This is a genomic window from Roseateles koreensis (genome assembly GCF_028595305.1).
GTDB lineage: Bacteria > Pseudomonadota > Gammaproteobacteria > Burkholderiales > Burkholderiaceae_C > Paucibacter_A > Paucibacter_A koreensis.
The window spans coordinates 71,346-97,669 of record NZ_JAQQXS010000002.1 but is presented as its reverse complement, the minus strand read 5'-3'; the positions used below and the strand labels follow the sequence as shown (position 1 = coordinate 97,669).

At 62.8% G+C, this 26,324-nt stretch carries 22 protein-coding genes; 19 read left to right on the top strand and 3 right to left on the bottom strand.

All coding sequences use genetic code 11. The features are described 5' to 3' along the window. Positions 1-118 precede the first annotated feature (118 nt). The 7 genes from PRZ01_RS02280 to PRZ01_RS02250 all read left to right on the top strand — a co-directional run bounded on the left by PRZ01_RS02280 (position 119) and on the right by PRZ01_RS02250 (position 8,228). The gene (locus PRZ01_RS02280; protein ID WP_273595137.1) at positions 119-1,765 is read left to right on the top strand and encodes a 3-(methylthio)propionyl-CoA ligase; all 1,647 of its coding nucleotides are present in this window, start codon (positions 119-121) and stop codon (positions 1,763-1,765) included. Between the two features lie 98 nt (positions 1,766-1,863). Next, the gene (locus tag PRZ01_RS02275; protein WP_273595136.1) at positions 1,864-3,102 is read left to right on the top strand and encodes a branched-chain amino acid ABC transporter substrate-binding protein; all 1,239 of its coding nucleotides are present in this window, start codon (positions 1,864-1,866) and stop codon (positions 3,100-3,102) included. A 150-nt stretch (positions 3,103-3,252) separates the two neighbouring features. Then, a complete protein-coding gene (locus tag PRZ01_RS02270) occupies positions 3,253-4,212 on the top strand; it encodes a branched-chain amino acid ABC transporter permease (protein ID WP_409993797.1) in 960 nt (319 codons plus the stop codon). A gap of 5 nt (positions 4,213-4,217) precedes the next feature. Next, positions 4,218-5,516: a branched-chain amino acid ABC transporter permease gene (locus tag PRZ01_RS02265; protein ID WP_273595134.1), complete on the top strand. Its 1,299-nt coding sequence runs from the start codon at positions 4,218-4,220 to the stop codon at positions 5,514-5,516. After that, positions 5,513-6,319 (top strand): ABC transporter ATP-binding protein, encoded by an 807-nt coding sequence (locus PRZ01_RS02260; protein WP_273595133.1) that lies wholly within the window; start codon positions 5,513-5,515, stop codon positions 6,317-6,319. Before PRZ01_RS02265 ends, PRZ01_RS02260 begins: the two co-directional genes overlap by 4 nt. Further along, the gene (locus PRZ01_RS02255) at positions 6,316-7,041 is read left to right on the top strand and encodes an ABC transporter ATP-binding protein (RefSeq protein ID WP_273595132.1); all 726 of its coding nucleotides are present in this window, start codon (positions 6,316-6,318) and stop codon (positions 7,039-7,041) included. The genes PRZ01_RS02260 and PRZ01_RS02255 overlap by 4 nt, the downstream gene beginning before the upstream one ends. Before the next feature lie 158 nt (positions 7,042-7,199). After that, the gene (locus PRZ01_RS02250) at positions 7,200-8,228 is read left to right on the top strand and encodes a choice-of-anchor A family protein (protein ID WP_273595131.1); all 1,029 of its coding nucleotides are present in this window, start codon (positions 7,200-7,202) and stop codon (positions 8,226-8,228) included. Between the two features lie 82 nt (positions 8,229-8,310). Here PRZ01_RS02250 and PRZ01_RS02245 read toward each other — a convergent pair whose 3' ends face one another. Beyond that, positions 8,311-9,600: an esterase/lipase family protein gene (locus PRZ01_RS02245; protein ID WP_273595130.1), complete on the bottom strand. Its 1,290-nt coding sequence runs from the start codon at positions 9,598-9,600 to the stop codon at positions 8,311-8,313. A gap of 134 nt (positions 9,601-9,734) precedes the next feature. On the opposite strand from PRZ01_RS02245, the gene PRZ01_RS02240 reads away from it, so the two are divergent. The 6 genes from PRZ01_RS02240 (at position 9,735) to PRZ01_RS02215 (ending at position 16,460) form a co-directional block, all read left to right on the top strand. Further along, on the top strand, positions 9,735-11,828 hold the full coding sequence (locus tag PRZ01_RS02240) for a 3-hydroxyacyl-CoA dehydrogenase NAD-binding domain-containing protein (RefSeq protein WP_273595129.1): 2,094 nt from the start codon (positions 9,735-9,737) through the stop codon (positions 11,826-11,828). 32 nt (positions 11,829-11,860) lie between these two features. Beyond that, positions 11,861-13,036 carry an acetyl-CoA C-acyltransferase gene (locus PRZ01_RS02235; protein ID WP_273595128.1) on the top strand — a complete coding sequence of 392 codons (1,176 nt, stop codon included), beginning with the start codon at positions 11,861-11,863 and terminating at the stop codon, positions 13,034-13,036. A 28-nt stretch (positions 13,037-13,064) separates the two neighbouring features. Then, complete coding sequence (locus PRZ01_RS02230; RefSeq protein ID WP_273595127.1) at positions 13,065-14,888, top strand: acyl-CoA dehydrogenase; 1,824 nt, start codon at positions 13,065-13,067, stop codon at positions 14,886-14,888. Between the two features lie 11 nt (positions 14,889-14,899). Beyond that, positions 14,900-15,115: a hypothetical protein gene (locus PRZ01_RS02225; RefSeq protein ID WP_273595126.1), complete on the top strand. Its 216-nt coding sequence runs from the start codon at positions 14,900-14,902 to the stop codon at positions 15,113-15,115. A gap of 92 nt (positions 15,116-15,207) precedes the next feature. Beyond that, on the top strand, positions 15,208-16,002 hold the full coding sequence (locus PRZ01_RS02220; RefSeq protein WP_273595125.1) for an SDR family oxidoreductase: 795 nt from the start codon (positions 15,208-15,210) through the stop codon (positions 16,000-16,002). Beyond that, positions 15,999-16,460 carry a PaaI family thioesterase gene (locus PRZ01_RS02215; protein ID WP_273595124.1) on the top strand — a complete coding sequence of 154 codons (462 nt, stop codon included), beginning with the start codon at positions 15,999-16,001 and terminating at the stop codon, positions 16,458-16,460. Before PRZ01_RS02220 ends, PRZ01_RS02215 begins: the two co-directional genes overlap by 4 nt. Before the next feature lie 49 nt (positions 16,461-16,509). Here PRZ01_RS02215 and PRZ01_RS02210 read toward each other — a convergent pair whose 3' ends face one another. Next, a complete protein-coding gene (locus tag PRZ01_RS02210) occupies positions 16,510-18,063 on the bottom strand; it encodes a methyl-accepting chemotaxis protein (RefSeq protein WP_273595123.1) in 1,554 nt (517 codons plus the stop codon). Between the two features lie 305 nt (positions 18,064-18,368). On the opposite strand from PRZ01_RS02210, the gene PRZ01_RS02205 reads away from it, so the two are divergent. From PRZ01_RS02205 to PRZ01_RS02180, 6 genes are all read left to right on the top strand, one after another. Beyond that, positions 18,369-19,388 (top strand): NADP-dependent oxidoreductase, encoded by a 1,020-nt coding sequence (locus PRZ01_RS02205; protein WP_273595122.1) that lies wholly within the window; start codon positions 18,369-18,371, stop codon positions 19,386-19,388. A gap of 23 nt (positions 19,389-19,411) precedes the next feature. Next, the gene (locus PRZ01_RS02200; protein WP_273595121.1) at positions 19,412-19,873 is read left to right on the top strand and encodes a GNAT family N-acetyltransferase; all 462 of its coding nucleotides are present in this window, start codon (positions 19,412-19,414) and stop codon (positions 19,871-19,873) included. Beyond that, positions 19,870-20,793 carry a glutathione S-transferase family protein gene (locus PRZ01_RS02195; protein ID WP_273595120.1) on the top strand — a complete coding sequence of 308 codons (924 nt, stop codon included), beginning with the start codon at positions 19,870-19,872 and terminating at the stop codon, positions 20,791-20,793. The genes PRZ01_RS02200 and PRZ01_RS02195 overlap by 4 nt, the downstream gene beginning before the upstream one ends. Positions 20,794-20,805: 12 nt before the next feature. Further along, positions 20,806-21,702, top strand: a complete 897-nt coding sequence (locus tag PRZ01_RS02190) for an SDR family oxidoreductase (protein WP_273595119.1) — start codon at positions 20,806-20,808, stop codon at positions 21,700-21,702. An 81-nt stretch (positions 21,703-21,783) separates the two neighbouring features. Further along, positions 21,784-23,061 (top strand): TIGR03862 family flavoprotein, encoded by a 1,278-nt coding sequence (locus PRZ01_RS02185; protein ID WP_273595118.1) that lies wholly within the window; start codon positions 21,784-21,786, stop codon positions 23,059-23,061. A 96-nt stretch (positions 23,062-23,157) separates the two neighbouring features. After that, positions 23,158-24,822, top strand: a complete 1,665-nt coding sequence (locus PRZ01_RS02180; RefSeq protein WP_273595117.1) for an acyl-CoA dehydrogenase family protein — start codon at positions 23,158-23,160, stop codon at positions 24,820-24,822. Here PRZ01_RS02180 and PRZ01_RS02175 read toward each other — a convergent pair. Beyond that, positions 24,819-26,306, bottom strand: a complete 1,488-nt coding sequence (locus PRZ01_RS02175) for an RNB domain-containing ribonuclease (protein ID WP_273595116.1) — start codon at positions 26,304-26,306, stop codon at positions 24,819-24,821. The two genes, PRZ01_RS02180 and PRZ01_RS02175, sit on opposite strands and share 4 nt — an antisense overlap. Between the last annotated feature and the right edge of the window lie 18 nt (positions 26,307-26,324).

The following is a 26,324-nucleotide window of genomic DNA, read 5'->3' as shown; positions in this document are numbered from 1 at the left end:
GGATAGCGGGTGAATACCCCTAGAGGACTTGCCCTGAGGGTGTAACGCGGGCGACTATGCCGCACGCAAACGCTGGCATAGACTGCGTTGGCCGATCAAAACAAACAGGAGACTACCCATGGCATTGATGGGTCAGATGATGGCAATGCCCTTGCTGATTTCTTCGCTGATCAAGCATGCCGCCCGGCATGCCGGCGAGACAGAGATTGTCAGCAAGCGAGTTGAAGGCGATGTGCATCGCTACAACTGGGCGCAGGCCGAAGTGCGCGCCCGCCAGCTGGCCCAGGCCTTGAATCGCCTGGGTTGCCGGCCCGGGGACCGGGTGGGTACGCTGGCCTGGAATGGCTACCGCCATCTTGAAATCTACTACGGCGCCGCGGGCTCCGGGTTGGTGTGCCACACCGTCAATCCCCGTTTGTTTCCAGAGCAAATTGCCTGGATCGTCAATGACGCCCGTGACCGTGTTTTGTGCTTCGACTTGAATTTGCTGCCGCTGGTTGAGAAGCTGGCGCCTGAGATGCCGTCGATCCAGCACTTCATCTGCATGACCGACGCGGCGCACATGCCCAGCACCACGTCCTTGCCGGGTTTGCTGTGCTTTGAAACCTTGCTGGACGCTGAAGACGGCCATTACGTTTGGCCCGAGTTCGACGAAAACACGGCCTGCTCGCTGTGCTACACCTCGGGCACGACGGGCAACCCCAAGGGCGCGCTTTACAGCCATCGTTCAACCTTGCTGCACACCTACGCATCAGCCTTGCCGGACGCGCTGGACTGCTCGGCGCGTGACGTGATCCTGCCCGTGGTGCCGATGTTCCACGTCAACGCCTGGGGCTTGCCCTACAGCTGCGCCATGATCGGCTGCAAGCTGGTGATGCCGGGGCCGTTTCTGGACGGCCAGTCGCTGTATGAATTGTTCGAGACCGAGCGGGTGACCTTCAGCGCGGGCGTCCCCACCGTGTGGTTGGGGCTGATCAGTTATGTGAAGGCGAACGGCCTCAAGTTTTCGAGTTTCAAGCGCACGGTGATCGGGGGTTCAGCCTGCCCGCCGGCCCTGATGAAGACCTTGCAGGACGATTTTGGCGTGGAGGTGATTCATGCCTGGGGCATGACCGAGTTGTCGCCCATCGGCACCTTGTCGCGGCTCAGCGCCAAGCAGTTGGGCCTGCCCAAGGAGGCGCAGCAGCGTTTGCTGGAAAAGCAGGGCAAGGCGATCTTTGGCATCGACATGGCGATTGCCGACGACGACGGCCGGGCCCTGCCGTGGGATGGCGAGGCCTTTGGCAATTTGCTGGTGCGCGGGCACTGGGTGATCGATCAATACTACGGCCTCACCGCCTCGCCTTTGGTGGCGCTGGACGGGGAGCCGGGCTGGTTCCCGACGGGCGATGTGGCCACCATCGATGCCGACGGGTTCATGCAAATCACCGATCGCAGCAAAGACGTGATCAAGTCGGGCGGCGAATGGATCAGCTCCATTGAGTTGGAAAACATCGCCATGGCACACCCTGATGTGCAAGAGGCGGCGGTGATTGCCTGCACCCATCCCAAGTGGGATGAGCGGCCCTTGCTGGTGGTCACACGCAAGCCGGGCGCCGCCTTGACGCGGGAGGCCATGCTTGAGTTTTTTGAGGGGCGAATCGCCAAATGGCAAATTCCGGATGATGTGGTGTTTGTCGAAGAAATTCCCCACACGGCCACCGGCAAGATCCAGAAGCTGCAATTGCGCCAGCGCTTCAAGGATTACCGTTTGCCCGGCATCTGAGGTCGAACCGTCGACCTCATCGCCCATCGCTTCATGCCAAACGCTCCAGGGTGTTTGGCCTCAATGTTCCCGGTTTGATCGACAACAAGGAGACAACAATGTTCCCAGCCCAAGGTCTTTTGAAAACCGCCTGCGCGGCCGCTTTGCTGGTCAGTGGGGCCGCAGCGTTTGCGCAAAAGGGTGAGACGGTCAAGATCGCGTGGATCGATCCTTTGTCAGGCCTGATGGGGCCGGTCGGCCAGAACCAGGTGAAGAGCTTTCAGTTCTTCGCCGAGAAGTTCAATGCCAGCAACCCGGCGGGCGTCAAGTTCGAGATTGTTCCCATCGACAACAAGCTGAGCCCCGCTGAGTCGCTCAATGCCTTGAAGTCGGCCATCGATCAGGGTGTGCGCTACATTGCGCAAGGCAATGGTTCGGGTGTTGCGCTGGCCTTGGTGGATGCGATCAACAAGCACAATGAACGCAACCCCGGCAAAGAGGTGCTGTTCCTGAATTACGCCGCCGTGGACCCTGACCTGACCAACAGCAAGTGCAGCTTCTGGCACTTCCGCCTGGACGCGGACACCTCCATGAAAATGGAAGCGCTCTCCACCTACTTGAAAGACCAGACGGACGTCAAAAAGGTTTTTCTGCTGAACCAGAATTACGCCCACGGCCACCAAGTGGCCAAGTACGCCAAAGAATTGTTGGCGCGCAAGCGGCCCGATGTGCAGATCGTGGGTGAAGACCTGCACCCCATTGCCCAGGTGCGTGATTTCGCGCCCTATGTGGCCAAGATCAAGGCCAGCGGCGCCGACACGGTGATCACCGGCAATTGGGGGTCTGACCTGTCCTTGCTCATCAAGGCGGCCAACGAGGCGGGCTACACCGGCAAGTTCTACACCTACTATGCGGGTGTCACGGGCACGCCAACGGCCATCGGTGCCAATGGTGCAGGGCGCGTCTACCAAGTGGCGTATAGCCACTACAACATGGGCGGGCAAACAGCCAAATGGATGACTGAATTCCAGACCCGGTTCAAGGACGATTTCTACACAGGCAGCGTTATTCACGCCTATACCCTGCTGGGCACGGCCATGGCCAAGGCCAAGTCGACGGACCCGGTGAAGGTGGCTTATGCCATGGAGGGGCTGAAGGTGCAGAGCTTCAACGGCGAGGTTGAAATGCGCAAGGCTGATCACCAATTGCAACAGCCCCTGTACATCTCGGTCTGGCAAAAGGCCGACGCCAAGTACCCCTACTCGCCGGAAGGCACGGGCTACACCCTGGCGCCAGTGAAAACCTTTGAGTCCTATGTGTCCTCGACCCCGACTTCTTGCCAGATGAAGCGGCCTTGAGTGCACCCATGCATGGGCGGGCCCGCTCTGGGCCCTGAATACCGACCGAGGTCTCGCCCAACGGTCGGCTCATTGGCTTGAATCTCTGCGCCTGTGGATCAAATCTTCATCAATCTCCTCAACGGCTTGTCGTCCGGCTTGCTGCTGTTCATGCTCAGCTCTGGGCTGACGCTGATCTTCAGCATGATGGGCGTGCTCAACTTTGCGCATGCCAGCTTCTACATGCTGGGGGCTTACGTGGCCTACAGCCTGGTCGGTCTGATCGGGTTTTGGCCGGCCCTGGTGTTGGCGCCGCTGCTGGTCGGGTTGATGGGCGCGGCCTTCGAGCGGCTGGCCTTGCGGCGCGTGCACAAGTTCGGGCATGTGCCGGAGTTGCTCATCACCTTCGGCCTGTCTTATGTGGTGCTTGAACTGGTGCAACTGATTTGGGGGCGCACAGCGGTGACGTTTTCAGCGCCGCCGCAGTTGCAAGGCTCAGCGTTCACCATCATTCAGCATCCGCTGCGCGGCTTGTCGGTGATGTGGGGCAGCGCGCCGGCTGAGTTGTGCGCGGGGGCGGCGTGTTCAACGTTTCCGCTGACCCGGCTGTTCATGATGGGCGTGGCTTTGCTGATGTTGCTGGGGCTGTGGTTGCTGCTCACGCGCACCCGCATCGGGTTGGTGATCCAGGCCTCGCTGACGCATCCGGAAATGGTCGAAGCTCTGGGGCATAACGTGCCAAGCGTGCTGATGCTGGTGTTTGGCAGTGGCTGTGCGCTGGCCGCCTTGGCGGGCGTGATTGGCGGCATCACCTTTGTGACCGAGCCGAATATGGCGGTCATCGTGGGTTCCATCATTTTTGTGGTGGTGGTCGTGGGGGGCGTGGGCTCTTTGGCGGGTGCATTTGTGGGCTCGATCCTGATTGGCCTGCTGCAGACCCTGCCCTTGACGGTGGACGGCTCGCTCGCCAGCCTCCTGGCGGGCTGGGGGTTCAACGTCGGTCCCGACACGCCAGCCTACCCCTTGTTGAAGCTGAGCCTGGCCCAGGTGGCGCCCATCCTGCCGTATTTGCTGATGGTGCTGATCCTGATATTTCGGCCCAAAGGCCTGTTGGGCACACGAGAAGACTGATGCGCATGGCAACAAAGGATCAAGTTTTTCACTTCAAGCCCTACAACGTGGGCCGCTGGATGGTGTGGGGCCTGTACGCCCTGGCCCTGGTTGTGGCGCCCTTGGTGTGGACCAGCAGCCTGGCGCAGACCCTGCTGACGCAAATGGGCATCGCGATCATTGCCTGCCTGGCCTACAACATCTTGCTGGGGCAGGGCGGCATGCTCAGTTTTGGGCATGCGGTGTACAGCGGTTTTGGCGCCTTTTTGGCGATTCACACGCTCAATTTTGTCAGCAGCGGTGCCTGGCATCTGCCGGTGAGCCTCGTGCCCTTGGTGGGCGGTGTTGCGGGCTTGGTGTTTGCAGCCTTGCTGGGTTATGTGTCGACCAAAAAGGCCGGCACACCGTTTGCAATGATCACCCTGGGGCTGGGTGAATTGATCTGGTCCATGTCGCTGATGCTGCCGGAGTTCTTCGGCGGTGAAGGCGGCGTGTCGGGCAACCGGGTGGTGGGCGCGGCGGTGTGGGGCGTCAGCTTCGGCCCGCAGATCCAGATTTACTACCTGATCGCCCTCTACTGCTTTGTTTGCACGGCCCTGATGTTTGCACTCACGGGCACGCCGCTGGGGCGCATGCTCAATGCGGTGCGTGACAATCCAGAGCGCGTCGAGTTCATCGGTTATGACACCCAGTGGGTGCGCTACATGGCCTTCATGATTTCAGGGTTTTTTGCTGGCATTGCAGGGGGCTTGACGGCGCTGAATTTTGAAATCGTTACGGCAGAAGTCGTCGGTGCGGCACGCTCGGGCGCCTATCTTCTCTTCACTTTTCTGGGCGGGGCCACCTTCTTCTTCGGCCCCATCATTGGTGCGGTCTTGATGGTGGTGGCGCTGGTGCTCTTGTCGGAGTTGACCAAGGCCTGGTTGCTGTACCTGGGGCTGGTCTTTGTGTTCATGGTGATGTTTGCGCCGGGCGGTTTTGCCAGCCTCATCATGATGAATCTGCGGGTGGCGGCATTTGGCAAGTTACGTCGCTTGCTGGCCGCCTACCTTGCGCTGGGCGGTACGGCGCTGACCTGCCTGGTCGGCGCTGCAGCCATGGTCGAGATGATCTATCACCGGCAGTTGAACGAAGCGCTGGGGCCCGAGTTGCGCTTTCTTGGCGCAACCCTGGACAGCTCCCACCTCGACGCCTGGTTTGGCGCCGCCTGGGTGTTGACGGTTGGCTTGGTGATGTTTGAGGTGACACGCCGCCAGTTCAAGCATGAATGGGATGAAACCCAGGCTGAGATCGAAAAGGAAATCAAGCGGAGGGAAACCTTGTGACGCAGCATGCCGCCTCGACAGCCGCCGTTGATTCGGCGCCTTATGCACTTGAACTCCTCGACCTGCGCAAGAGCTTTGGAAAGACCGAAATCATTCGCGGCGCCCAGTTGCAGGTGAAGGCCGGTGAACGCGTGGCCATCATCGGGCCTAACGGCGCGGGCAAGTCCACCTTGTTCAATCTGATCAGCGGGCGTTTTGCGCCCAGCAGCGGTGAGATTCGCCTGCACGGTGCCCGCATTGATGGCCACAAGCCGTATGAGATCAACCGCCGCGGCCTGGCGCGGAGCTTTCAGGTTTCGAACCTGTTCACCCGCCTCAGCGTGTTCGAGAACATCCGCTGCGCGGTGTTGTGGAGCTTGGGCTACCGCTACGCCTTCTGGAAGTTTTTGGCGGAACTGAACGACGTCAATGAGCGGGCGGAGCAGATCCTTGAAATGATCAAGCTGGACCGCCGGCGCGAGGTGTTAGCGAGCAACCTCACCTATGCGGAGGCCCGCGCCCTGGAGATTGGCATCACCATTGCGGGGGGCTCCAGCGTGATCCTGCTGGACGAGCCCACGGCGGGCATGAGCAAGAGTGAAACCAAGCGCTTCATCCAGCTGATCCGTGAAGTGACGCAAGGCAAGACCCTGCTCACCGTGGAGCACGATATGGGCGTTGTGTTTGGCTTGGCCGACAAGATTGCGGTCTTGGTGTACGGCGAGGTGATCGCCTTCGACACCCCTGACGCGGTGCGTGCCGATGCACGCGTGCAGGAGGCTTATCTGGGCTCGGTGCTGGCCGAGGCGGAGATGGCGGTATGAGTGAGCATACGGTGGGACAGAGGCGCAGCCTGCAACTCGACAACGTGCATGCCTTCTACGGCAAGAGCCATGTGCTGCACGGCGTCACGCTGCGGGTGGCGCCGGGTGAGATTGTCAGCTTGCTGGGGCGCAACGGTTCGGGGCGGTCCACCACCGTCAAGACCATCATGGGGCAAGTGGATGCACGGGGCAGCATCAAATTCGGCGAACGCGAGTTGCTCGGCCACAAGGCCTACGAGATTGCCCATTGGGGCTTGGGCTACGTGCCTGAAAATCGTGACATCTTCCCCAAGCTGACCGTCCATCAAAATTTGCTGTTGGGGCAAAAGTCGGGGGGGCGCAAGCCGCGCTGGAATTTTGAGGACATGTACCGCATGTTTCCACGCTTGAAAGAGCGCCAGCACACGGAGGCTGGTGTCTTGTCCGGCGGCGAGCAGCAGATGCTGACCTTGTGCCGCACGCTGATGGGCGACCCCGACCTGATCATGATTGACGAGCCCACGGAGGGCCTGGCGCCGAAGATCGTCGAGTTGGTGGCCGACTACCTCAAAGCCTTGCGGGAGCGGGGCGTGGCGGTCTTGCTGGTCGAGCAAAAACTGGCCATCGCCCTGGCGATATCGGCGCGTTGCTATGTGATGGGGCACGGGCGTATCGTTTTTGAAGGCACACCCGCCGAACTGCGCGCCAACAGCTATGTGCGTAAAGAGTGGCTGGAGGTTTGACGGTAAATGCCGTTGTGGCTTGAGCGGCAGACCGAAGCTCCTTGACGTCAAATTTGTCACGTTGCTGGCAGCTGTGATCCCCCGCGTTTAGGCGGTTATCCGAGCGGATTGGGGGATACCCGATATGATGAATTTCATCAAATTTCGGGAGCTCAGGGATGAAAGCTAGAGTCGCAGCAGCAGTGGGTTTGGTGGCCTCACAGTGGGCCGGCGCCGCCTCGTTGAGCGCGGTGGACATCCTGCAGCAATTCAATCTGGTGACCTTGAGCAACGTGACTTCAACGTCGCACGTGGATGGCCGCAGCTTCATCGGCGGCAACGTGTCGGGCGGTGAGTATGCGGGGCATCCGGGCAGCATTCTCGGCTCCAGTTATTCGGGTTTGACGGTGATGGGCAACGCCAGCGGCGTGACGGTCAATTCGAACGGGCTGGTCGTTGAAGGCAATCTCTCCAACAGCACGGTCAACAGTGGTGCCAGCGCTATCCTGGGCAACGTGAGCAACACCAACTTGAACGGGGCGGCCTACGTGGCGGGCACCGTCAGCGCCAGCAATCTCAATGGGGGCAGTTTGAGTTCGGTGCCAAACGCAGTGGCCGCGGCGACCAGCACTGACATGGGCGCGACGATCAAAGGTCTCTCCACCACATTGAGCCACCTGAGCAGCACGGGCAGCACCGTGAACATGTCGGCCAACACGGCAACGTTCAGCGCGGTGGCCAACAGCCTGGGTGTGGCGGTGTTCGACCTCACGGCCATCGACACCAGCGTTTTTTCAATGTCGCAGTTCTCGTTCAATCTGAACGGCGCCAATGCGGTGATCTTCAATGTGGATGAGAAGACGCTGAACATTGCCAGCAATTTCCTGGCGGGCAGTGCCGCGCAGCTGGCCGGTTCGGTGATCTGGAACTTCTACAACGCCACCAGCCTGAACGTCAACGCGCAGTTTGGCGGTGTTGTCTTGGCACCCTACGCGACGCTGACCAACAATCAGAACATCGAAGGCACCGTGCTGGTGAACAAGCTGAACCAGAACGCTGAAATCCATGCCGCCTCTTTCACCGGTGGGACCGCTGTGTCCGCCGTGAGCGCTGTGCCCGAGTTGCCCAGCTACGCCTTGTTCTTTGCGGGCTTGGTGGCCGTGGCGGGTTGGGGCCGCCGTCGGATGGCCAGTGATCAGTCACGCTGAAAATAGACGGGTTTTGCAGGACTGGCGCCTTTTACCTTTTTAGCCTTTTAGTCGCGGTTGCCGTGAGGCGCCGCAGTCGGGATCAGCGCAGCCACTCCAGCAGTTTGCGTGTCACCAAGGGGCTGTGCAGCAGCGCCATGTGGTTCATGCGGTAGGCGATCCACTGGTGTTCAGGTGCGAAATGCAGGCAGCGTGCGGGGTCGTCGTGCAGACCCAGGGCGCTGTGAAGCGGCACCAGGCCGTCACCGATCAAGCGCTCGGCCAGAACCCCGCGTTTGGCGGCCAAGGTGGCGGCCACAACATAACAGTCAACGCCCTCGGGCAAGGGCAGATGCTCGCGGGCATCGGGGTTGGGGTGAAAGCGGTCGCGGCCTTGCCAATCTTGGGCCAGCAGATTGCCGTGGCGCAAGTCAGTGATGCCGGCGCTGCGCAACTGTCCCAGCTTTGCCAGCGGCGCTGTGTGAGTGGTGCTGCCCAGCACCATGTCGATCCAGTTGCCGGCTCGCTCCAGCGGCGCGCCGTGGTGGGGCGTGCCCAGAAAAACAATGCGCTTGAGTTTTCGCGGCCAGCGCATGCCTTGCGCCTGCGCTTGATGCCAGGCACTGCGAATCAGCAAGCCGCCCATGCTGTGGGCCAGCACATCGAGTTGTTCCAGCGGCACCGGCCAATGTGCCAGGGTGTCTTCCAGCAACGTAGCGAGCAGCGCCCCGTTTTCTGAAATGTGCAGGCCGGAGTTGTAGCGCAGGGACAGTGGCGTGAGCGGCATGAGCGAGGCCGGCTGACACAGCGCGGCCACATGGCTGCCTTGCGCTGCGTGTTCAGCACGCGCGGGAGAGGGCTGCCATTGCAGGTCGTTCATGCACAGGCCGTGCAGCATCAAGAGCACACGGGGGCTGACGTCAGCGGCCTGCGGCCAATGGGTGCCTCGGGCCAGCGCCTGGTTTTGCCAGCGCAGGCTCATGGGTGTAGCCAGCGGATTGTGGCTGGCCTGCAAATGGTCGCCCATCACGCCGTTGAGCGCGGCCAACAGCGCTTCGCGCTCCGGCGAGCCCAGCGGGGGCTGGCCTGTGGCGTCGCCCAGCAAGCTTTTGGCCAGCCAGGGCTCCATGCCGCGCAACATCTTGTCCAGGCCCTGGCCGACCAGTTGGGTGACCCCGTCGATGCCGCGATAGACGCTGCCGGTGATGCCGGTGGTGCGGCCTGACCCCTGCGCTTCAGCGGAACTCAGCCCGAGACGCTCGTGCACCGATTGATGAACACCTTCCACGATACGGGTCAACCCGGCGGCGGCCTGGACGGCCATCTGGCCGATGCCCCGCAGGTCGCTGGGGTGCCAGTGGCGGTGTCGTTGACGAGGCGAATTGGTGTTCATGCTGCATTGTCACGGCTGAGACACCCGTTGGCTCAAATAGCTGCCTAGAATAGAACGAGCGTGCTTTTTCTGGCACACCTTCGATTTTTAGTCGGCGCTGGCCGCCTTGTTCGACCCTGGAGAGGACCATTTCCATGACAGCCACTTACGAAGTTCGCGGCAAGATTGCCGTCATCACCCTGAGCAATCCGCCCGTCAATGGCCTGGGTTACGAGACGCGCAAGGCGTTTTGTGCCGCACTGGAGCGGGCCGAGAGCGATACGGCGGTGAACGCCATCGTGGTGACCGGCGCCGGCAAGGCTTTTTCCGGCGGCGCCGATATCAAAGAATTTGGCAGCCCCAAAGCCTTGGCCGAGCCCAATTTGTTGAGCATGATCGGCATGGTAGAAGCCTGCAGCAAGCCCGTGGTGGCCGCCATTCACAGCGTGTGCATGGGCGGTGGCCTGGAGTTGTCGTTGGGCTGCCATTACCGCGTGGTGGCGCCGGGCACCAAGGTGGCTTTGCCTGAAGTGAAGCTGGGCCTGCTGCCTGGCGCCGGTGGTACGCAGCGCCTGCCGCGTGCTTTGGGGATTGAGCCTGCGCTGAACATGATCGTTAGCGGCGAGCCGGTCAACAGCGAGTTGCTGGCCCAAGTGCCCGGCCAGAAGCTGTTTGACCGCGTGACCAGTGGTGACCTGATGGAAGAAGCCCTGGCCTTTGCCGCCGATGTGGCCGACAAGCGCCCGCTGCCGCGGGTGCGCGATCTCAAGGCGCGCCACGCTAACCCGGAGGCGTTCTTCCAGTTCTCGCGCAATATGGTTGGCGCCATGAGCAAGAACTTTCCAGCGCCCCTGCGCTGCCTGGAAGCGGTGGCCGCCTCGACCACCCAAAAGTTTGAAGACGGCATGCGCACCGAGCGCGAGGGCTTCACTGCCCTGATGTTCACCCCCGAGTCCAAGGCCCTGCGCCATGCCTTCTTTGCAGAGCGCGCAGCCAGCAAGATTGCCGATGTGCCTGACGACACGCCTGTGCGCAGCATTGCCAAGGTGGCCGTGATTGGCGCCGGCACCATGGGCGGCGGCATCAGCATGAATTTCTTGAACGCCGGCATTCCGGTGACGATTCTGGAAACCAAGCAAGAAGCACTGGACCGTGGCATCGCCATCATCAAGAAGAACTACGAAGCGCAGGTCAAAAAAGGCAAGCTGAAAGAAGACAAGTACCAGCAGCGCATGGCCCTGCTGAGCAGCACGCTGAATTACGCCGACATCGGCGACGCTGATTTGGTGATCGAGGCGGTGTTCGAGGAAATCGGCGTCAAGGAGGCCGTGTTCAAGCAGCTCGACGCGGTGATGAAGCCCGGTGCCATCCTGGCTTCCAACACCTCGACGCTGGACGTCAACAAGATCGCCAATTCCACCAAGCGCCCGCAAGACGTGGTGGGCCTGCACTTTTTCAGCCCCGCCAATGTGATGAAGCTTCTGGAAGTGGTGCGCGGCGCGGCCACCGCCAAGGACGTGCTGGCCACTGTGATGCAGTTGGCCAAGAAGATTCGCAAGACGGCGGTGGTGTCTGGCGTGTGCGACGGCTTCATCGGCAACCGCATGATCGAGCAGTACAGCCGCCAGGCCGGCTTCTTGCTGGATGAAGGCTGCAGCCCGCAGCAAGTGGACAAAGCGGCCGAGAAGTTCGGCTTCGCCATGGGCCCCTTCCGCATGGGCGACCTCGCGGGCAACGACATCGGCTGGGCGATCCGCAAGCGCCGCTACCAAGAGAAGCCTGATCTGAACTATTCCAAGAGTGCCGATCTGCTGTGTGAGTTGGGCCGCTACGGCCAAAAGACCGGTGCCGGCTGGTACGACTACGCCGTTGGCAAGCGCGACGCGCTGCCTTCGCCCGTGGTGGCTGAGATGCTTGAGAAGCACCGCGCAGCGCTGGGCATCACCCCGCGCCAGATCAGCGACGATGAAATCGTGCACCGCTTGGTCTATGCCCTGGTCAATGAGGCTGCGCATTTGCTGGAAGAAGGCATCGCCCAGCGCGCCTCGGATGTGGATATGGTCTACCTCACCGGCTACGGCTTCCCGCTGTGGCGCGGTGGCCCGATGTGCTATGCCGACACCGTGGGCCTGTTCAACGTAGTGCAGGCCATGAAGCGTTTCGCCAAGAACCCCTTGGACGACGCCAAATTCTGGGAGCCCGCACCGCTGCTGGCCCGCCTGGCCGCCGAAGGCAAGTCCTTCTCCTGAGCACGCAAGAACCGAACACGCGAGAACACATCATGAGCAAAGCCGTTATTGTTTCCACCGCCCGCACCCCTCTGGCCAAGAGCTGGAAGGGCGCTTTCAACATGACCCACGGCGCCACCCTGGGCGGCCATGCCGTCAAGGCGGCCGTTGAGCGCGCCGGCATTGACGGCGCCGCCGTTGAAGACGTGCTGATGGGCTGCGCCACGCCCGAAGGGGCCACCGGCAGCAACATCGCCCGCCAGATCGCCCTGCGCGCCGGCTTGCCGATCACGGTCAGCGGCGTCACCATCAACCGTTTCTGCTCCAGCGGCCTGCAGACCATCGCCATGGCGGCGCAGCGCATCATCGCCGGTGAGGGCGATGTCTACGTGGCCGGCGGCGTGGAGAGCATCTCCTGTGTGCAAAACGAGGCCAATCGCCACATGATCGTCGACCCGGCGCTCATGAAGTCCAAGCCTGAGATCTACTGGAACATGCTGCAAACCGCCGAGCAGGTGGCCAAACGCTACAAGATCGAGCGCGAGCGCATGGACCATTACGGCGCCCAGAGCCAGCAGCGCGCCTGCGCGGCCCAAGCGGCTGGTCTGTTCAATGCCGAAATGGCGCCTATCACCGTGACCCAAGGCGTGGTCGACAAGGTGCTGGGCATGACGACCCGCGAGGTGACTGTCAGCGCTGACGAAGGCCTGCGTGAAGGCACCACCTACGACGCTGTCAAGGGCCTGCGTTCAGCCTTGCCTGGCGGCCTGATCACCGCCGGCAACGCCAGCCAGTTCTCCGACGGGGCCGGCGCTTGCGTGCTGACGAGCGAGCAGTACGCTGAGGCCCATGGCTTGAAGCCGCTGGGCCGCTTCCTTGGCTTCGCGGTGGCGGGCTGCGAGCCCGATGAAATGGGCATCGGCCCGGTGTTTGCCATCCCCAAGGTGCTCAAGCGCCTGGGCCTGAGCGTGGCCGATATCGACCTGTGGGAGCTGAACGAAGCCTTCGCCGTGCAAGTGCTGTACTGCGCCGACACTTTGGGTATCCCCATGGACCGCCTGAACGTCAATGGGGGTGCAATCGCGGTAGGCCACCCCTACGGCGTGTCCGGCCAGCGCCTGGTTGGCCATGCCCTGATCGAAGGCAAGCGCCGTGGCGCCAAGAAGGTTTGCGTGACGATGTGCATCGGCGGCGGCATGGGTGCTGCCGGCGTGTTCGAAGTGCTCTGAAGCTGAACTGCCAACCGAGGGTGACCTGATGCCGATGCGCAAGACGCTGGACTTTCTGCTGACCGACTGGTTGCACGCACAAGACCTGACCCAGCGGCCTCGTTTTGCCGAGCACTCCGCCGAGACCTTCTCGGCGGTGCTCGATACCTGCGAAAAGATCGCGGCTGAAAAGTTCGCGCCTTTCAATCGGCTCAGTGACACCCAGGAGCCTCAGTTCGACGGTGAACGCGTGCACCTGCCAGAGCCCACCCGGGTGGCGGTGCAGGCCTACGCGGAGTCGGGCATGTTGGCTGCCGCGCAAGATTTCGAGGCGGGTGGCATGCAGTTGCCCTGCGTCATCGAGATGGCGGCCAATGCCTTCTTCAGCAAGGCCAGTGTGGCCATGGGCGCCTACGCCATGCTCACCAGCGGCAACGCGGGCCTGCTGATGGCACACGGCACGCCGCTTCAGCGCGAGGTCTTTGCCAAGACCGAGTTCAGCGGGCGCTGGTTCGGCACCATGTGCCTGAGCGAACCGCAGGCGGGCTCCAGCTTGTCGGATATCTTGACTCGAGCCACCCCCGATGGCGAGGGCTTTGCAGCCGACCCACTTGGGGCCCGTTATCGCTTGCGCGGCAACAAGATGTGGATCTCGGCGGGCGAGCATGAGCTGTCCGAGAACATTGTCCACCTCGTGCTGGCCAAGATTCCTGACGAGCAGGGTCGACTGACTCCGGGTGCACGCGGCATTTCGCTGTTCATCGTGCCCAAGCATTTGGTCGACACCCAAGCGCAGCTGACCGGTGAGCGCAACGACGTGGCGCTGGCCGGGCTCAACCACAAGCTGGGCTTTCGTGGCACCAGCAACTGCTTGCTGAATTTTGGTGAGGGCAAATTTACCCCCGGTGGGCAAAGCGGCGCCATCGGCTACCTTGTGGGCCAGCCGGGTGAAGGCCTCAAGTGCATGTTCCACATGATGAATGAGGCACGCATCGGCGTGGGCCTGGGCGCCGTGATGCTCGGATTTGCCGGCTATGAAGCCAGCCTCGATTACGCCCGCCAGCGTCCGCAAGGCCGCCCCATGGGCGTGGCCGGCAAAGACCCGAGTCAGCCGCAGCGGCCCATCATTGAGCACGCCGATGTCAAGCGCATGCTGCTTGCTCAGAAAAGCTACGTGGAAGGCGGCTTGGCGCTGGCGCTGTACTGCGCCCATTTGATCGATGAACAACACACCGGCACGCCCGAGGCCGCGCAAGCAGCGGGCCAGCTGCTGGAGGTGCTGATCCCCGTCGTCAAGAGCTGGCCCAGCGAGTGGTGCGTGGAGGCCAACTCGCTGGCGATTCAGGTCTTGGGCGGGTATGGCTACACGCGTGACTTCCCGGTTGAGCAGTACTGGCGCGACAACCGCCTGAACATGATTCACGAAGGCACCCACGGCATCCAGGGCCTGGACCTGCTGGGGCGCAAAGTGGTGATGAATGGCGGGCAGGCCTTGCAGGCGCTGGCCGGGCGCATGCAGGCCACCGTGGCGCGAGCATTGGAGGACGAATCCCTGGCCGGCCTGGGCCGGGCCCTGGCGGCGGCCTTGGCCGAGGTGGGCAGTGCCACCCAGAAAGCTTGGTCCACTGGCGAGCCCGAAGCCACCCTGGCCAATGCCACGCCCTATCTGCAAGCCTTTGGCCACCTCGTGCTGGCTTGGCTGTGGCTGGACGTAGCGAACAGCCTGGGTGCCCGAAGCGACGATTTCGCGCAGGGCAAGCGGGCTGCGGCGCGCTACTTTTTTGCGTATGAGCTGCCCAAGATCGGCGCCTGGCTGGCGGTGGTGGCGCGGCGCGAGCCGCTGTGCCGCGAGATGCAGGCGGATTGGTTTTGAGGACATCTGCCATGAGCCCCAAGTCTGTCGCCTGGATCGAGCGCCTGGTGTGGATCTTCATTTACGCCGGTATGTTGTTGGGAACGCTGGGTCTGTTCGTGATCCGGCAGGGGATTGATGACGTGCTGGGCCAGCGCTTCGGCCTGTGCCTGGTCGGTCTGGGCGCGTTGGGGGTTGTGGCCGGTGTGCTGTTGATCTGGCTGCGCTCCCGCATCAAAGTGGACTGAGATTGCCCGCGGGTTCGCCATCGAGTTGGTTTCGTGGCGCGAATGCGGAGGCATCTGCATAACGAGTTATATAAACGGATGGAGATTCAGGAATGAGCACTCGCAAGGTACAAGAACTCTTCGACCTCACGGGCCAGGTGGCATTGGTCACCGGTGGTTCACGCGGCCTCGGCCTGCAGATCGCCGAGGCGCTGGGCGACGCTGGCGCCAAGGTGATGCTGACCTCTCGCAAGGCCGCTGATCTGGAGCAAGCCGTGGCGCACCTGCAAGACCGTGGCATTGACGCCCGCTGGATCGCCGCCGATGCGGCCGATGAGGTTCAGGCCCGCCGCGTGGTCACCGAGACCCTGGAGCGGCTCGGGCAAATTGACATCCTGGTTAACAACGCCGGCGCCAGTTGGGGGGCGGCGGCTGAAGACCATCCCCTTGAGGCCTGGGACAAGGTGATGAACCTCAATATCCGCAGCCTCTTCGTATTCGCCCAAGCGGTGGCCAAGCAGAGCATGATCCCGCGTGGTAGCGGCCGCATCATCAATGTGGCCTCCATCGCCGGCTTGAGCGGCAATCCCAGCACGATGAAGACGGTGGCCTACAACACCAGCAAGGGCGCAGCGGTGAACTTCACCCGAGCGCTGGCGGGTGAGTGGGGGCCGTACGGCATCAACGTCAACGCGCTGGCGCCGGGTTTCTTCCCGAGCAAGATGACGGCGGGCTTGCTGGCCGCCGTGGGTGAAGAAAACATGGCCGCCCATGCCCCTCTGCGCCGTATTGGTGATGATGAAGATTTGAAGGGTGCGGCCTTGCTGCTGGCCTCGCGTGCGGGCAAACACATTACCGGGCAGATCATTGCCGTGGACGGTGGTGTGAGCGCGGTGCACGGCTCGTGAGCGAGGGCGAGGGCTCGCCCGTGCAGCCCTTTCCGGTGCGCATTCCCTTTGTGGAAGACCTCGGCCTGACCCTGCACCGCATGGCGGACGGTGAGGCCGAGTTGCGGGTCGACATCGACGAGCGGCACCACAACTCCTGGGCCGTGGCGCATGGGGGCGTGGTCATGACCTTGCTCGACGTGGCGATGGCGCACGCGGCGCGCAGCAGCCCTGGCGGCGGGCCGGAAGGTGGCCCCGGCGTCGTGACTGTCGAGATGAAAACCAGCTTCATGCGCCCCGGGGAAGGGCAGTTGAAGGCGGTTGGCAAGTTGCTGCACCGCACGGCTACCCTGGCGTTTTGCGAGGGCTCCATCTTCAATGTGGATGGGCAGTTATGTGCTCACGGCACGGCCACCTTCAAATACATCCGCGCCTTGCCGGGCCAGGGGCGGACGCTCAAATCACTGCAGCGCCGCTGAGCTGCCAAGCTGCCAAGCCGCTGGCGGGTTGATGCGCTGAGGTTCAGCGTCAGCGTACTTTGAAGAAGGCCGTTGCTTCCACCAGCTGGTCTGCTTGCTGGCGCAGGCTTTCGGCGGCGGCGGCGCTTTGTTCGACCAGGGCTGCGTTTTGTTGGGTCACCCGGTCCATCTGGGTGATGGCCTCGCCCACCTGAGACACCCCGGCGCTTTGTTCGGTGCTGGCGGAGCTGATTTCACCCACGATATCGGTTACCCGGCTGATGGCGCCAACGATCTGGGTCATGGTGTGTCCCGCCGCGTCCACCAGGGTGGTGCCTTGCTCGACCCGCTCCACACTGGTGGCGATGAGTGATTTGATTTCTTTGGCCGCCTCTGCGCTGCGCTGCGCAAGGCTGCGCACTTCTGACGCCACCACGGCAAAGCCACGGCCTTGTTCACCCGCACGGGCTGCCTCAACGGCTGCATTCAGCGCCAGGATATTGGTCTGGAAGGCAATGCCGTCAATCACGGCGATGATGTCGGAGATTCGCTTGGAGCTGTCGTTGATGCCCCGCATGGTCTCTACTACCTTGCTCACCACCGAGCCGCCTTCGGTGGCCACGGTCGACGCGTTCTTGGCCAACTGATTGGCCTGTTGCGAATTGTCGGCGTTGTTGCGCACGGTGGCGCCCAACTCGTCCATGGTGGCGGCTGTTTCTTCCAGCGCGCTGGCCTGCTCTTCGGTGCGTTGGCTCAGGTCGGCGTTGCCCTGGGCAATCTGTGCGCTGGCGGTGGCCACGCTTTCAGCATTGCCCCTGACGGTGCTCACAATGCCTTGCAAGGTGTGGCGCATTTTTTCCAGGGTCTGCAGCAGGGTGGCCGTTTCATCTTTGCCGACCACTGCCAAAGCGTTGCGCAGGTCGCCCTGGCTCATTTGCTCGGCGCCCGCAATGGCGCGGCTGAGGCCGGCGGTCACGCTGCGGCTGATCCACAGGCCCAGGCCGACACCCACGCCGACGCTGAGCAATATCAGTGCAATGGCCCAATTGCGGCTGCTCGCGTAGACGGCAGCGCTTTCTTTGACGGCGGCTTCCGCGTTGGCGGCTTTGATGTCAGCGAGAGCGGTCAGTTGGTCGTCCACCTGACTCACAACCGGGACGACTTTCTGGAACAAATAGGTGGTCACCTCACCGACATTGCCGAGGGAAGAGGCCTGGATCTTTTCCACCAGGCTGGCGACCAGCGGGTCGTACTGGCTGAGCAGGCTGTCGAGTTTGGCAAACTCCGCCTTGCCTTTTTCAGACCAATATTTGGGCCGGGCCTCCGCCAAGTTCTTTTTGAACAAACCGTAGTCGGTCTTGAATTTGTCCAGCGCCTTGCCCCGGTCGTCGAGGTTTTGCGCCAGCAGGGCATTGCGAACATCTCGGCTGACGTAAATCAGGTCGATATTTGATTCTTTCATGGACGACAGACCCTGCATGTCTTTTTCGTACATTTGGACGGCGCTGTCGTTGATGTGCGCAGCATTGCTCAGCCCCTGCACACCGATGATTGCGCTGAACAGCGCAACCAGTACGAATGCCGCAATCAGGCGGGTGGAAATCTTGTAGTCGTTGAGCGTCATGCAGGTGTCTCCGGGCGAAGCGGTCACAGAACCAATTTTTAGGTGCTTGATTCGTGGATCAAGGTCTTATCTATCCCTGGATTCGTTTCCAGTTGTCGGCAACTTCTTGACTGGCTTGAACTAAATTTATCGCTTTGGCCGCCGAAACGCATGTATTTTTTCGGCGCTTGCGCCAGATCAAGGTCCGCTTGAGCCGGCGGCGAGCGCATGTTTTGTCGCGAACGGGACGTGGCGTGTTGCGGGCGCATGTTGCAATCGGTGCTTGAAGCGCATGATGCGCAGATTTCCCCGCAGGAGAACGCTCAATGAACACTGTCAATCACCAAATCCTTCTGGCTTCTCGCCCACAGGGCGAGCCTTCGACCGAGAATTTTCGCCTTGCTGAAGTGCCGGTGCCCGAACTGGGTGACGGCCAAGTGCTGGTGCGCAACCATTTCTTGAGCCTGGACCCGTATATGCGCGGGCGCATGAACGACACCAAGAGCTACGCGGAGCCCCAGCCCTTGAACCAGGTCATGATGGGCGGCACCGCAGGCGAGGTGCTTGCCTCCAAGAATGCCAATTTTGCGGTCGGCGATAAGGTCGTTGGCATGGGCGGCTGGCAAGATTATTTTGTGGTCGATGCCAGCCAGCGCGGCGTGCTGCAGAAGGTGGACACCACGCACATTCCCTTGTCTGCCTACCTGGGCGCCGTGGGTATGCCTGGCGTGACCGGCTGGTACGGCCTGGTCAAGATCATCAACCCCAAGGCGGGCGAGACGGTGGTGGTCAGTGCCGCCAGCGGAGCCGTAGGCGGGGTGGTCGGCCAGTTGGCTAAGGCGCGCGGCGCTCGTGCGGTCGGTTTGGCCGGTGGCGCTGACAAATGCCGTTATGTGGTGGAAGAGCTGGGCTTTGATGCCTGCATTGATTACAAACAGCACGCCGATCTGAAGTCGCTCTCCGCTGCTCTGAAGGCTGCTTGCCCGAACGGCATCGACGGTTACTTTGAAAACGTCGGCGGCATGATTCTGGACGCGGTGATGCTGCGCGCCAACGCCTTCAGCCGCATCGCCATGTGCGGCATGATCTCGGGCTACAACGGCCAACCCATCCCCATGATGGCACCCCAGCTGATGTTGGTGAACCGCATGAAGGTCGAGGGCTTCATCGTCAGCGAGCACATGGAAGTTTGGCCCGAGGCGTTGAAAGAGCTGGGTGGCCTGGTCGCTACCGGCAAACTCAAATACCGCGAGTCGGTGGCTCAGGGCATTGCTGCGGCGCCCGAGGCGTTTCTGGGCCTGTTGAAGGGCAAGAACTTCGGCAAGCAGTTGGTTCAATTGGTTTGATGCCAAGTCCGTCTTTCCCCGTGATGCACTGGCGTTGCCAGCGCCTGGGCGAAATGAGTGCGCCGGCGCTGTATGAGGTGCTGGCCCTGCGCGCCCAGGTGTTTGTGGTTGAGCAGGCCTGTGTCTACCTGGACCCTGACGGGTTGGATCTGCGGACCTGGCATCTGCAGGGCTGCGGCATCAAGGGTGACAACTTGCAGGCCTATGCCCGCCTGCTGCCGCCCTTGACCAAAGGGCCGGCTCAACGGGTGCCGATGATTGGCCGCGTGGTCACCTCGCCAGATGCGCGAGCCACGGGCTTGGGTCGGGCCCTGATGCAAGAGGCTTTGCGGGTCTGCGAGCGCCTGTGGCCGGGGCAGCCGGTGGACATCAATGCGCAGGCGCATCTGCAAGGTTTTTATGCCAGCCTGGGCTTTGCGGTGACCAGTGCACCTTACGACGAAGACGGTATTTCCCATATCGACATGCGCAAGGAGGCTCCATGACCGAGTTGATTCTTCATCATTACGAGGGTTCGCCGTTTTCTGAAAAAGTACGGTTGATTCTGGGCTTCAAAGGCTTGAGCTGGCGCAGTGTGACGGTGCCTGTGATGCTGCCCAAGCCTGACGTGGTGGCCTTGACCGGCGGTTACCGTCGCACGCCGTTTTTGCAAATCGGCGGCGATATTTTTTGCGACACCGCCCTGATGTGCCGCGTGATTGAAGCCCGTCACCCGACGCCCGCGATTTTTCCGGCGCAGGGCGAGGCCGACATCCTGGCGCAGTGGGCGGATCGCGATCTGTTCTGGGCTGCGGTGCCCTATACCTTGCAGCCGGCCGGCTTTGCCGCGATGTTTGCGGGGGCGCCGCCGGCTTTTCTGCAGGCCTTCGCGGCGGACCGCGCAGCCATGACGCAGGGCCGCCGCCGGGAGAGCCTGGCTGACACCCATGCCGCCTTGCAGACCTATCTGGCCTGGCTGGATCGGCAATTGCAGGACGGCCGCACCTTTATGCTGGGCGACAGCCCTTGCATTGCCGATTTTTCGGCCGTGCAAAGCATCTGGTTCATTCGCCGGGCGCCGCCGGTGGCGAGCATTCTCGCGCCCTTCGCGCGGGTGGGCGCTTGGGCCGATCGCATGCTGGCTTTCGGGCACGGCCAGCCTGAGTCCATGAGCAGCGAGCAGGCACTGGCGGTGGCCAAAGCGGCGGGCCCGCAAGCGCCTGTCAGCGTGCAAAGTGACCAGGGTTTCAAGGCAGGCGAGGCGGTGTTGGTGGCTGCTACCGATTACGCCCAAGACGCGGTGGCTGGCGAGTTGGTGGGGCTCAGCCCCGAGCGCATCAGCCTGCGCCGGCACGACCCGCGTGCGGGACAACTGAATGTTCATTTTCCGCGCATCGGCTACGCGCTGCGCCGGCAAGACAACTGAGGACCCATTTCAATGAAGAGTTATCAAGGCAAGACGGCGGTCATCACCGGTGCGGGCTCGGGCTTTGGCCTGGAGGTGGCCCGCCTGGCCGCGGCGCGTGGCATGAATCTGGTGCTGTGCGATGTTCAGGCTGATGCGCTTGAAAAAGCGGCCGCCGAGTTGAGTGCCGTGCCCGTGCTGGCCCTGCGCGTGGACGTGGCCAAGGCGGCTGAAATGGAGGCCTTGGCCGTGGCTGTGCAGCAGCGCTTCGGCGCGCCGAACTTTGTCTTCAACAATGCCGGCGTGGGCTCAGGCGGTTTGATCTGGGAGAACACCCTGGCCGATTGGGAATGGGTGATGGGGGTGAATGTCATGGGCGTGGTCCACGGCGTGCGCCTGTTCACGCCCATGATGTTGGCCGCAGCCGCAGCGGACCCGAAATTTGAGGGGCATATCGTCAACACCGCCTCGATGGCTGGCATGGTCAATGCGCCCAATATGGGCGTGTACAACGTCTCCAAACACGCCGTCGTGTCCTTGAGTGAAACCCTCCACCAAGATCTCGCCCTGGTGACCGAGCAGGTGCGCTGCTCCTTGCTGTGCCCCTTCTTTGTGCCCACCGGCATTTCGCAGAGCCACCGCAATCGCCCTGGCGAGTTGGCGGCGGCCAAGCCAACCAAGAGTCAATTGGTGTCTCAGGCCATGAGCGACAAGGCGGTGTCGGCGGGTAAGGTCACGGCGGCCGAGGTGGCGGCGATGGTGTTTGCGGCGATGGATGCCGGGCAGTTCTATGTGTTCAGCCACCCCAAGTCGCTGGCCAGTGTGCAGACGCGCCTGGAGGATGTGATGCAATTGCGCAATCCGACCGACCCGTTCAAGGACAAGCCAGAGTTGGGGGCTCAGATCACGGCCTTGCTCAAAGGCGACTGAATCGGCGCCGGTGCCTGATGGGGGTGGGCGGGTTCTGGCACACTCCCAGCCCTTCCGCCCGAATCCAGCGAGCCTCACGCCATGCCTCAGAACTCGAAATCCGCCCGATCCGCCCTTGTCGTGGGGGGCGGGCCTGCCGGGCTGATGGCGGCTGAGCGTTTGCGCGCCGCGGGCTTGGCGGTGGACGTGTATGACGCCATGCCCTCGGTGGGCCGCAAATTTCTGCTGGCCGGTAAGGGGGGCTTGAACCTCACCCATTCCGAAGCGCGGGAGCCCTTTATCAGCCGTTATGCCGAGCGCGCCTCGCAAGTTGCGCCCTGGTTGGGCGTGCTGGACGGCCCAGGCTTGCGTGCCTGGGCGGCCGGCCTGGGGGTGGAGACTTTTGTGGGCAGCTCGGGCCGGGTGTTTCCCAGCTCGATGAAAGCCGCGCCGCTGCTGCGTGCCTGGTTGCATCGCCTGCGCGAGTCGGGGGTGCGCTTTCACATGCGCCATCGTTGGCTCGGCTGGGACGCGGCCGGCGGCCTGCGATTCACCGATGCCCAAGCCGCCGACATCACGGCACATGCCGACGTGGTGGTGCTGGCGCTGGGTGGCGCGTCCTGGCCGCAGCTGGGTTCCAACGGGGCCTGGGTGCCATTGCTGGCCGAGCAGGGCGCTGACATCGCGCCCCTGCGTTCCGCCAATTGTGGGTTTGACCTTGGGCCGCGCCGTGAGGGGGCTGCGGAGGCGGGCTGGAGCCCGGTGTTTGCCGAGCGTTTTGCCGGCCAGCCGATCAAGCCCGTGTCTTTGCATTTTGAAGGCCGCAGCGGCCGCCGTTTTGAGCGGCAGGGTGAGTTTGTTGTCACGGCCACCGGCGTGGAAGGGTCGCTGATCTACGCCGCGTCCAGCCTGTTGCGCGAGGAAATCGCCGAGTTTGGGCAGGCCATGATCCATTTGGACCTGTTGCCTGACCGCAGCGCTGATTTTGTGGCCTCCGAAGTGGCGCGCCCGCGCGGGCCCCGCTCGCTGTCCACGCACTTGAAGAGCCGGCTGGGCATCGAGGGCTTGAAGGCTGGTTTGTTGCACGAGGTGCTCAGCAAAGAGGCCTACAACCATCCCGCCCAACTGGCAGCCACGCTCAAGCGCCTGCCCCTGGTGCTGCAAGCCGCACGCCCAGTGGCAGAGGCGATCAGCACCGCCGGCGGCGTGCGCCTTGAAGCGCTGGACGCGCAGCTGATGCTCAAGTGCCGCCCCGGTGTGTTTTGCGCGGGTGAAATGCTGGATTGGGAGGCACCCACCGGGGGCTATCTGCTCACCGCCAGCATGGCCAGCGGGTGGGTGGCGGGGGAGGCGGCTGCCGGGTATGACGGGGCTTGTTGAGCTGTTGTGCGGGCTGGCGGAAACCCCCGGTTGGCACGCCGGCCAAGCTGTCTAGACTTGAGCGCAATACAGCGATCACAGTGAAGGAAGCCGGCCATGACGGGATCAAGTTGGCACACCCATGAGGTGAGCAATCAGGTGGATGAGTTGAGCGGTTATGCGCTGCTGCAAAGCGACCTGCCCTTGCATGACGCCTTGGCTCGGGTTGGGGCTGCCGCGTTTGAGCTGCAATTGGCGCGCTATGCCGATCGTTTGATCAAGGGCGATGCCTTTGCGCTGGCCGCTGCGGCCAACAAGCACACGCCGGAGTTGCAGACCTTCGACGCCCGCGGGCGCCGCATCGACCAGGTTGAATTCCATTCGAGCTGGCATCAATTGATGGCCATGGCTCGGGCCGCCGATCTGGTGGCTTTGCCCTTTCGAGATGACAGCCCCGGGCGTTGGGCGGCCTGGGCGGCAGGCTTTTATCTGCACGGCCAGGTGGAGGCCGGCACACTGTGCCCGACCACAATGACCCAAGCCGCCATTCCGGTGCTGCAAAAAGAGCCGGCCCTGTGGGCGCAGTTGAAGCACCAACTGTTGTCCACCGACTACGACTCGCGTGACCTGCCCTTGAGCGAAAAGCGGTCGATCTGGCTGGGCATGGGCATGACGGAAAAGCAAGGCGGCTCCGACGTGCGCGCCAACACCACTCTGGCCACGCCGGTGGCCGCGGGCGGACGCGGCGCTGAATACACGCTGCGTGGCCATAAGTGGTTTTTTTCGGCACCGATGTGTGATGCGCACCTGGTGGTGGCAAAAACAGCAGACGGCAGCCCCAGCTGTTTTTTTGTGCCGCGGTGGCGCCCCGACGGCAGCAAAAACCCCGTCCAGATTCAACGTTTGAAGAACAAGGTGGGCAACCGCAGCAATTCCAGCTCGGAGGTTGAATTTCTCGATGCCTACGGCATTTTGATGGGGGAGGCCGGGCGCGGTATCCCCACCATCATCGAGATGGCTGGCTACACCCGCTTGAATTGTGTAGTGGGCAGTGCAGCCATATTGCGCCAGGCCTTGGTGCAGGCCCTGCACTATGCGCGCCACCGCCGCGCTTTTGGCCGCTTGCTGGTGGCGCAGCCGCTGATGCGCAGTGTGTTGTGCGATCTTGCGCTGGAGAGCGAGGCGGCGTTGGTACTGATGATGCGTCTGGCTGAAGCGTTTGAGCATCAGGACGACCCTCGCCAACGCATATGGATGCGGGTGATGACGCCAGCGGCCAAGTTCTGGGTGTGCAAACGCGCGGTGGAATTGACCGGCGAGGCCATGGAGGTGCTGGGCGGTAACGGCTATGTGGACGAGGGCATCATGGCCCGGCTATTCCGCGAGGCGCCCGTCAATTCAATCTGGGAGGGTTCAGGCAACGTCATGTGCCTGGACGTGCTCCGCGCGGTTGCTCGCGAGCCGGCGGCTTTTGAGGCCTTGCTGGATGAGTTGGGGCAAGGCCTGGGCGATGAGGCCTGCTTGCAGGCCGCCTTGTCGCAATTGCGTGCCATGCTGAGTCTGCCCCCCGCTGAGTTGGAAGGTTTGGGGCGTCAGTTGGCTGCCCGCCTGGTGCTGCTGGCCCAGGCAGCCTTGCTGCGTCAGCGTGCGCCAAGCTGTGTGGCCGAGGCTTTTGTGGCGACACGCTTCTCCGCTTCAAACGCTTGGGGCTCGGTCAGTGGCTTGGCCGATGTTCGAGGTCTGCAGGTGGAAGCCATTTTGCAAAGAGCCTTCCCTGGCTAGTCCTGGATGCAGGCAAAGTCGATAAAGCCTTTTTCGACATTGCAGCCCACCAGGCGCACCCGCAGGCGCTGGCCGAGGCGTATCTCGGGGGCGTGGCCCACCAACATGCCTTCTACCGGCGGGGTCAGCACCCGCACCCAGGAGCCGGCATCGCCGTGCCCGGTGACCAAGGCCGAGAAGACTTCTCCGATGCGAGGCGCCAGAAACAACGCCGCTTCGGACTTGCGCATGCGGCGCTCCACCTTGCGGGCCGCGTCTTCCTGCCGGGTGCAGTGCAGGGCCAGATCTTCCAGCTCCGCCGCGCTGTAGGGGCCGGGCTGACCTGCCAGTGTTGCTTTGACCATGCGCTGGCTGATCAGGTCAGGGTAGCGCCGGTTGGGGGCGGTTGAATGGGTGTAGTCGCGCTCGGCCAGGCCGAAGTGGCCGATGGGCGCGCTGCCCGGCCGCTCCACCACATACTCGCCTGAGCCCATCAGCTTGACGATCACCAGAGACAAATCAGGAAAGCGAACCGGGTCGGCGTGCCGGCGCCGCGCTAGAAAGCCTTCCAGCGCCTGCGCGTCGGGCGTGTTGGGCAATTGGTCGCCGTATTTGTGCGCCTCCTCGACGATGCGGGCCCAGCGCTCGGGTGAGCGCACCACCCGGCGCAGCGAGGCGCCGCCGTGCGCGGCCAGAAAGCGGGCGCAGCAGCCGTTGGTGGCGATCATGAATTCTTCGATCAACTGGCGGGCGCGGTTTTGCTCCTGCTGCTGCAGGTCCACCACCTGCTCGCCCTCGAAGATCACCCGCGGCTGCAGGGTCTCAAACTCCAGCGAGCCCTGGGCATGGCGGCGCGCGCGCAGAGTTTGCGCCATCGCGTCCTGCAGGCGCAACTGCTCGTCCATGCCGGGCCATTTGCTTGCGGCGGCGGGCAGCTCGGCCTCGCCCAGCAGCCAGGCCGAGGTGGCGTCATAGGCCAGCTTGGCTTGGTTGCGCACCCACGCGCGGGTGATGGTCGAGTGCTGCAACTCGCCCTGGGCATCGATCAGCATCTCGGTCACCAGGGCCAAGCGGTCCTCTTGCGGGTTGAGCGAGCTGAGGTCGGTGGACAGGCGCTCGGGCAACATGGGGAAAATGCGTGCCGAGGTGTAGACCGAGCAGGTGTTGAGCTGGGCGTGTTGATCGATGGCCGAGCCCAGCGGCACCCGCACCTCCACATCGGCGACGGCGACAAACAGGCGCAGGTTGCCACCGGCCTCACGCTGGCAGGCGGTTAGCTGGTCCAGGTCCAGCGAGTCGTCATTGTCGATGGAGCACCAGGGCAGGGCGCGCAGATCGCGGATCGGCGCCGAGCCGGTCGTGGCCTGCAGCGGCAAGGTGGCCGGCAGGTTGGCCAGTTCGATCTGCACTGCGGGTGGGAACTCGGGCTCCAGCCCTCTCTCCAGCATGGCTTGGCTGGCCAGGGTGGCCAGGTCGCGGCGCTTGAATCGGTGGTGATTTCGCATAGGCCACTGTAGAGCCAA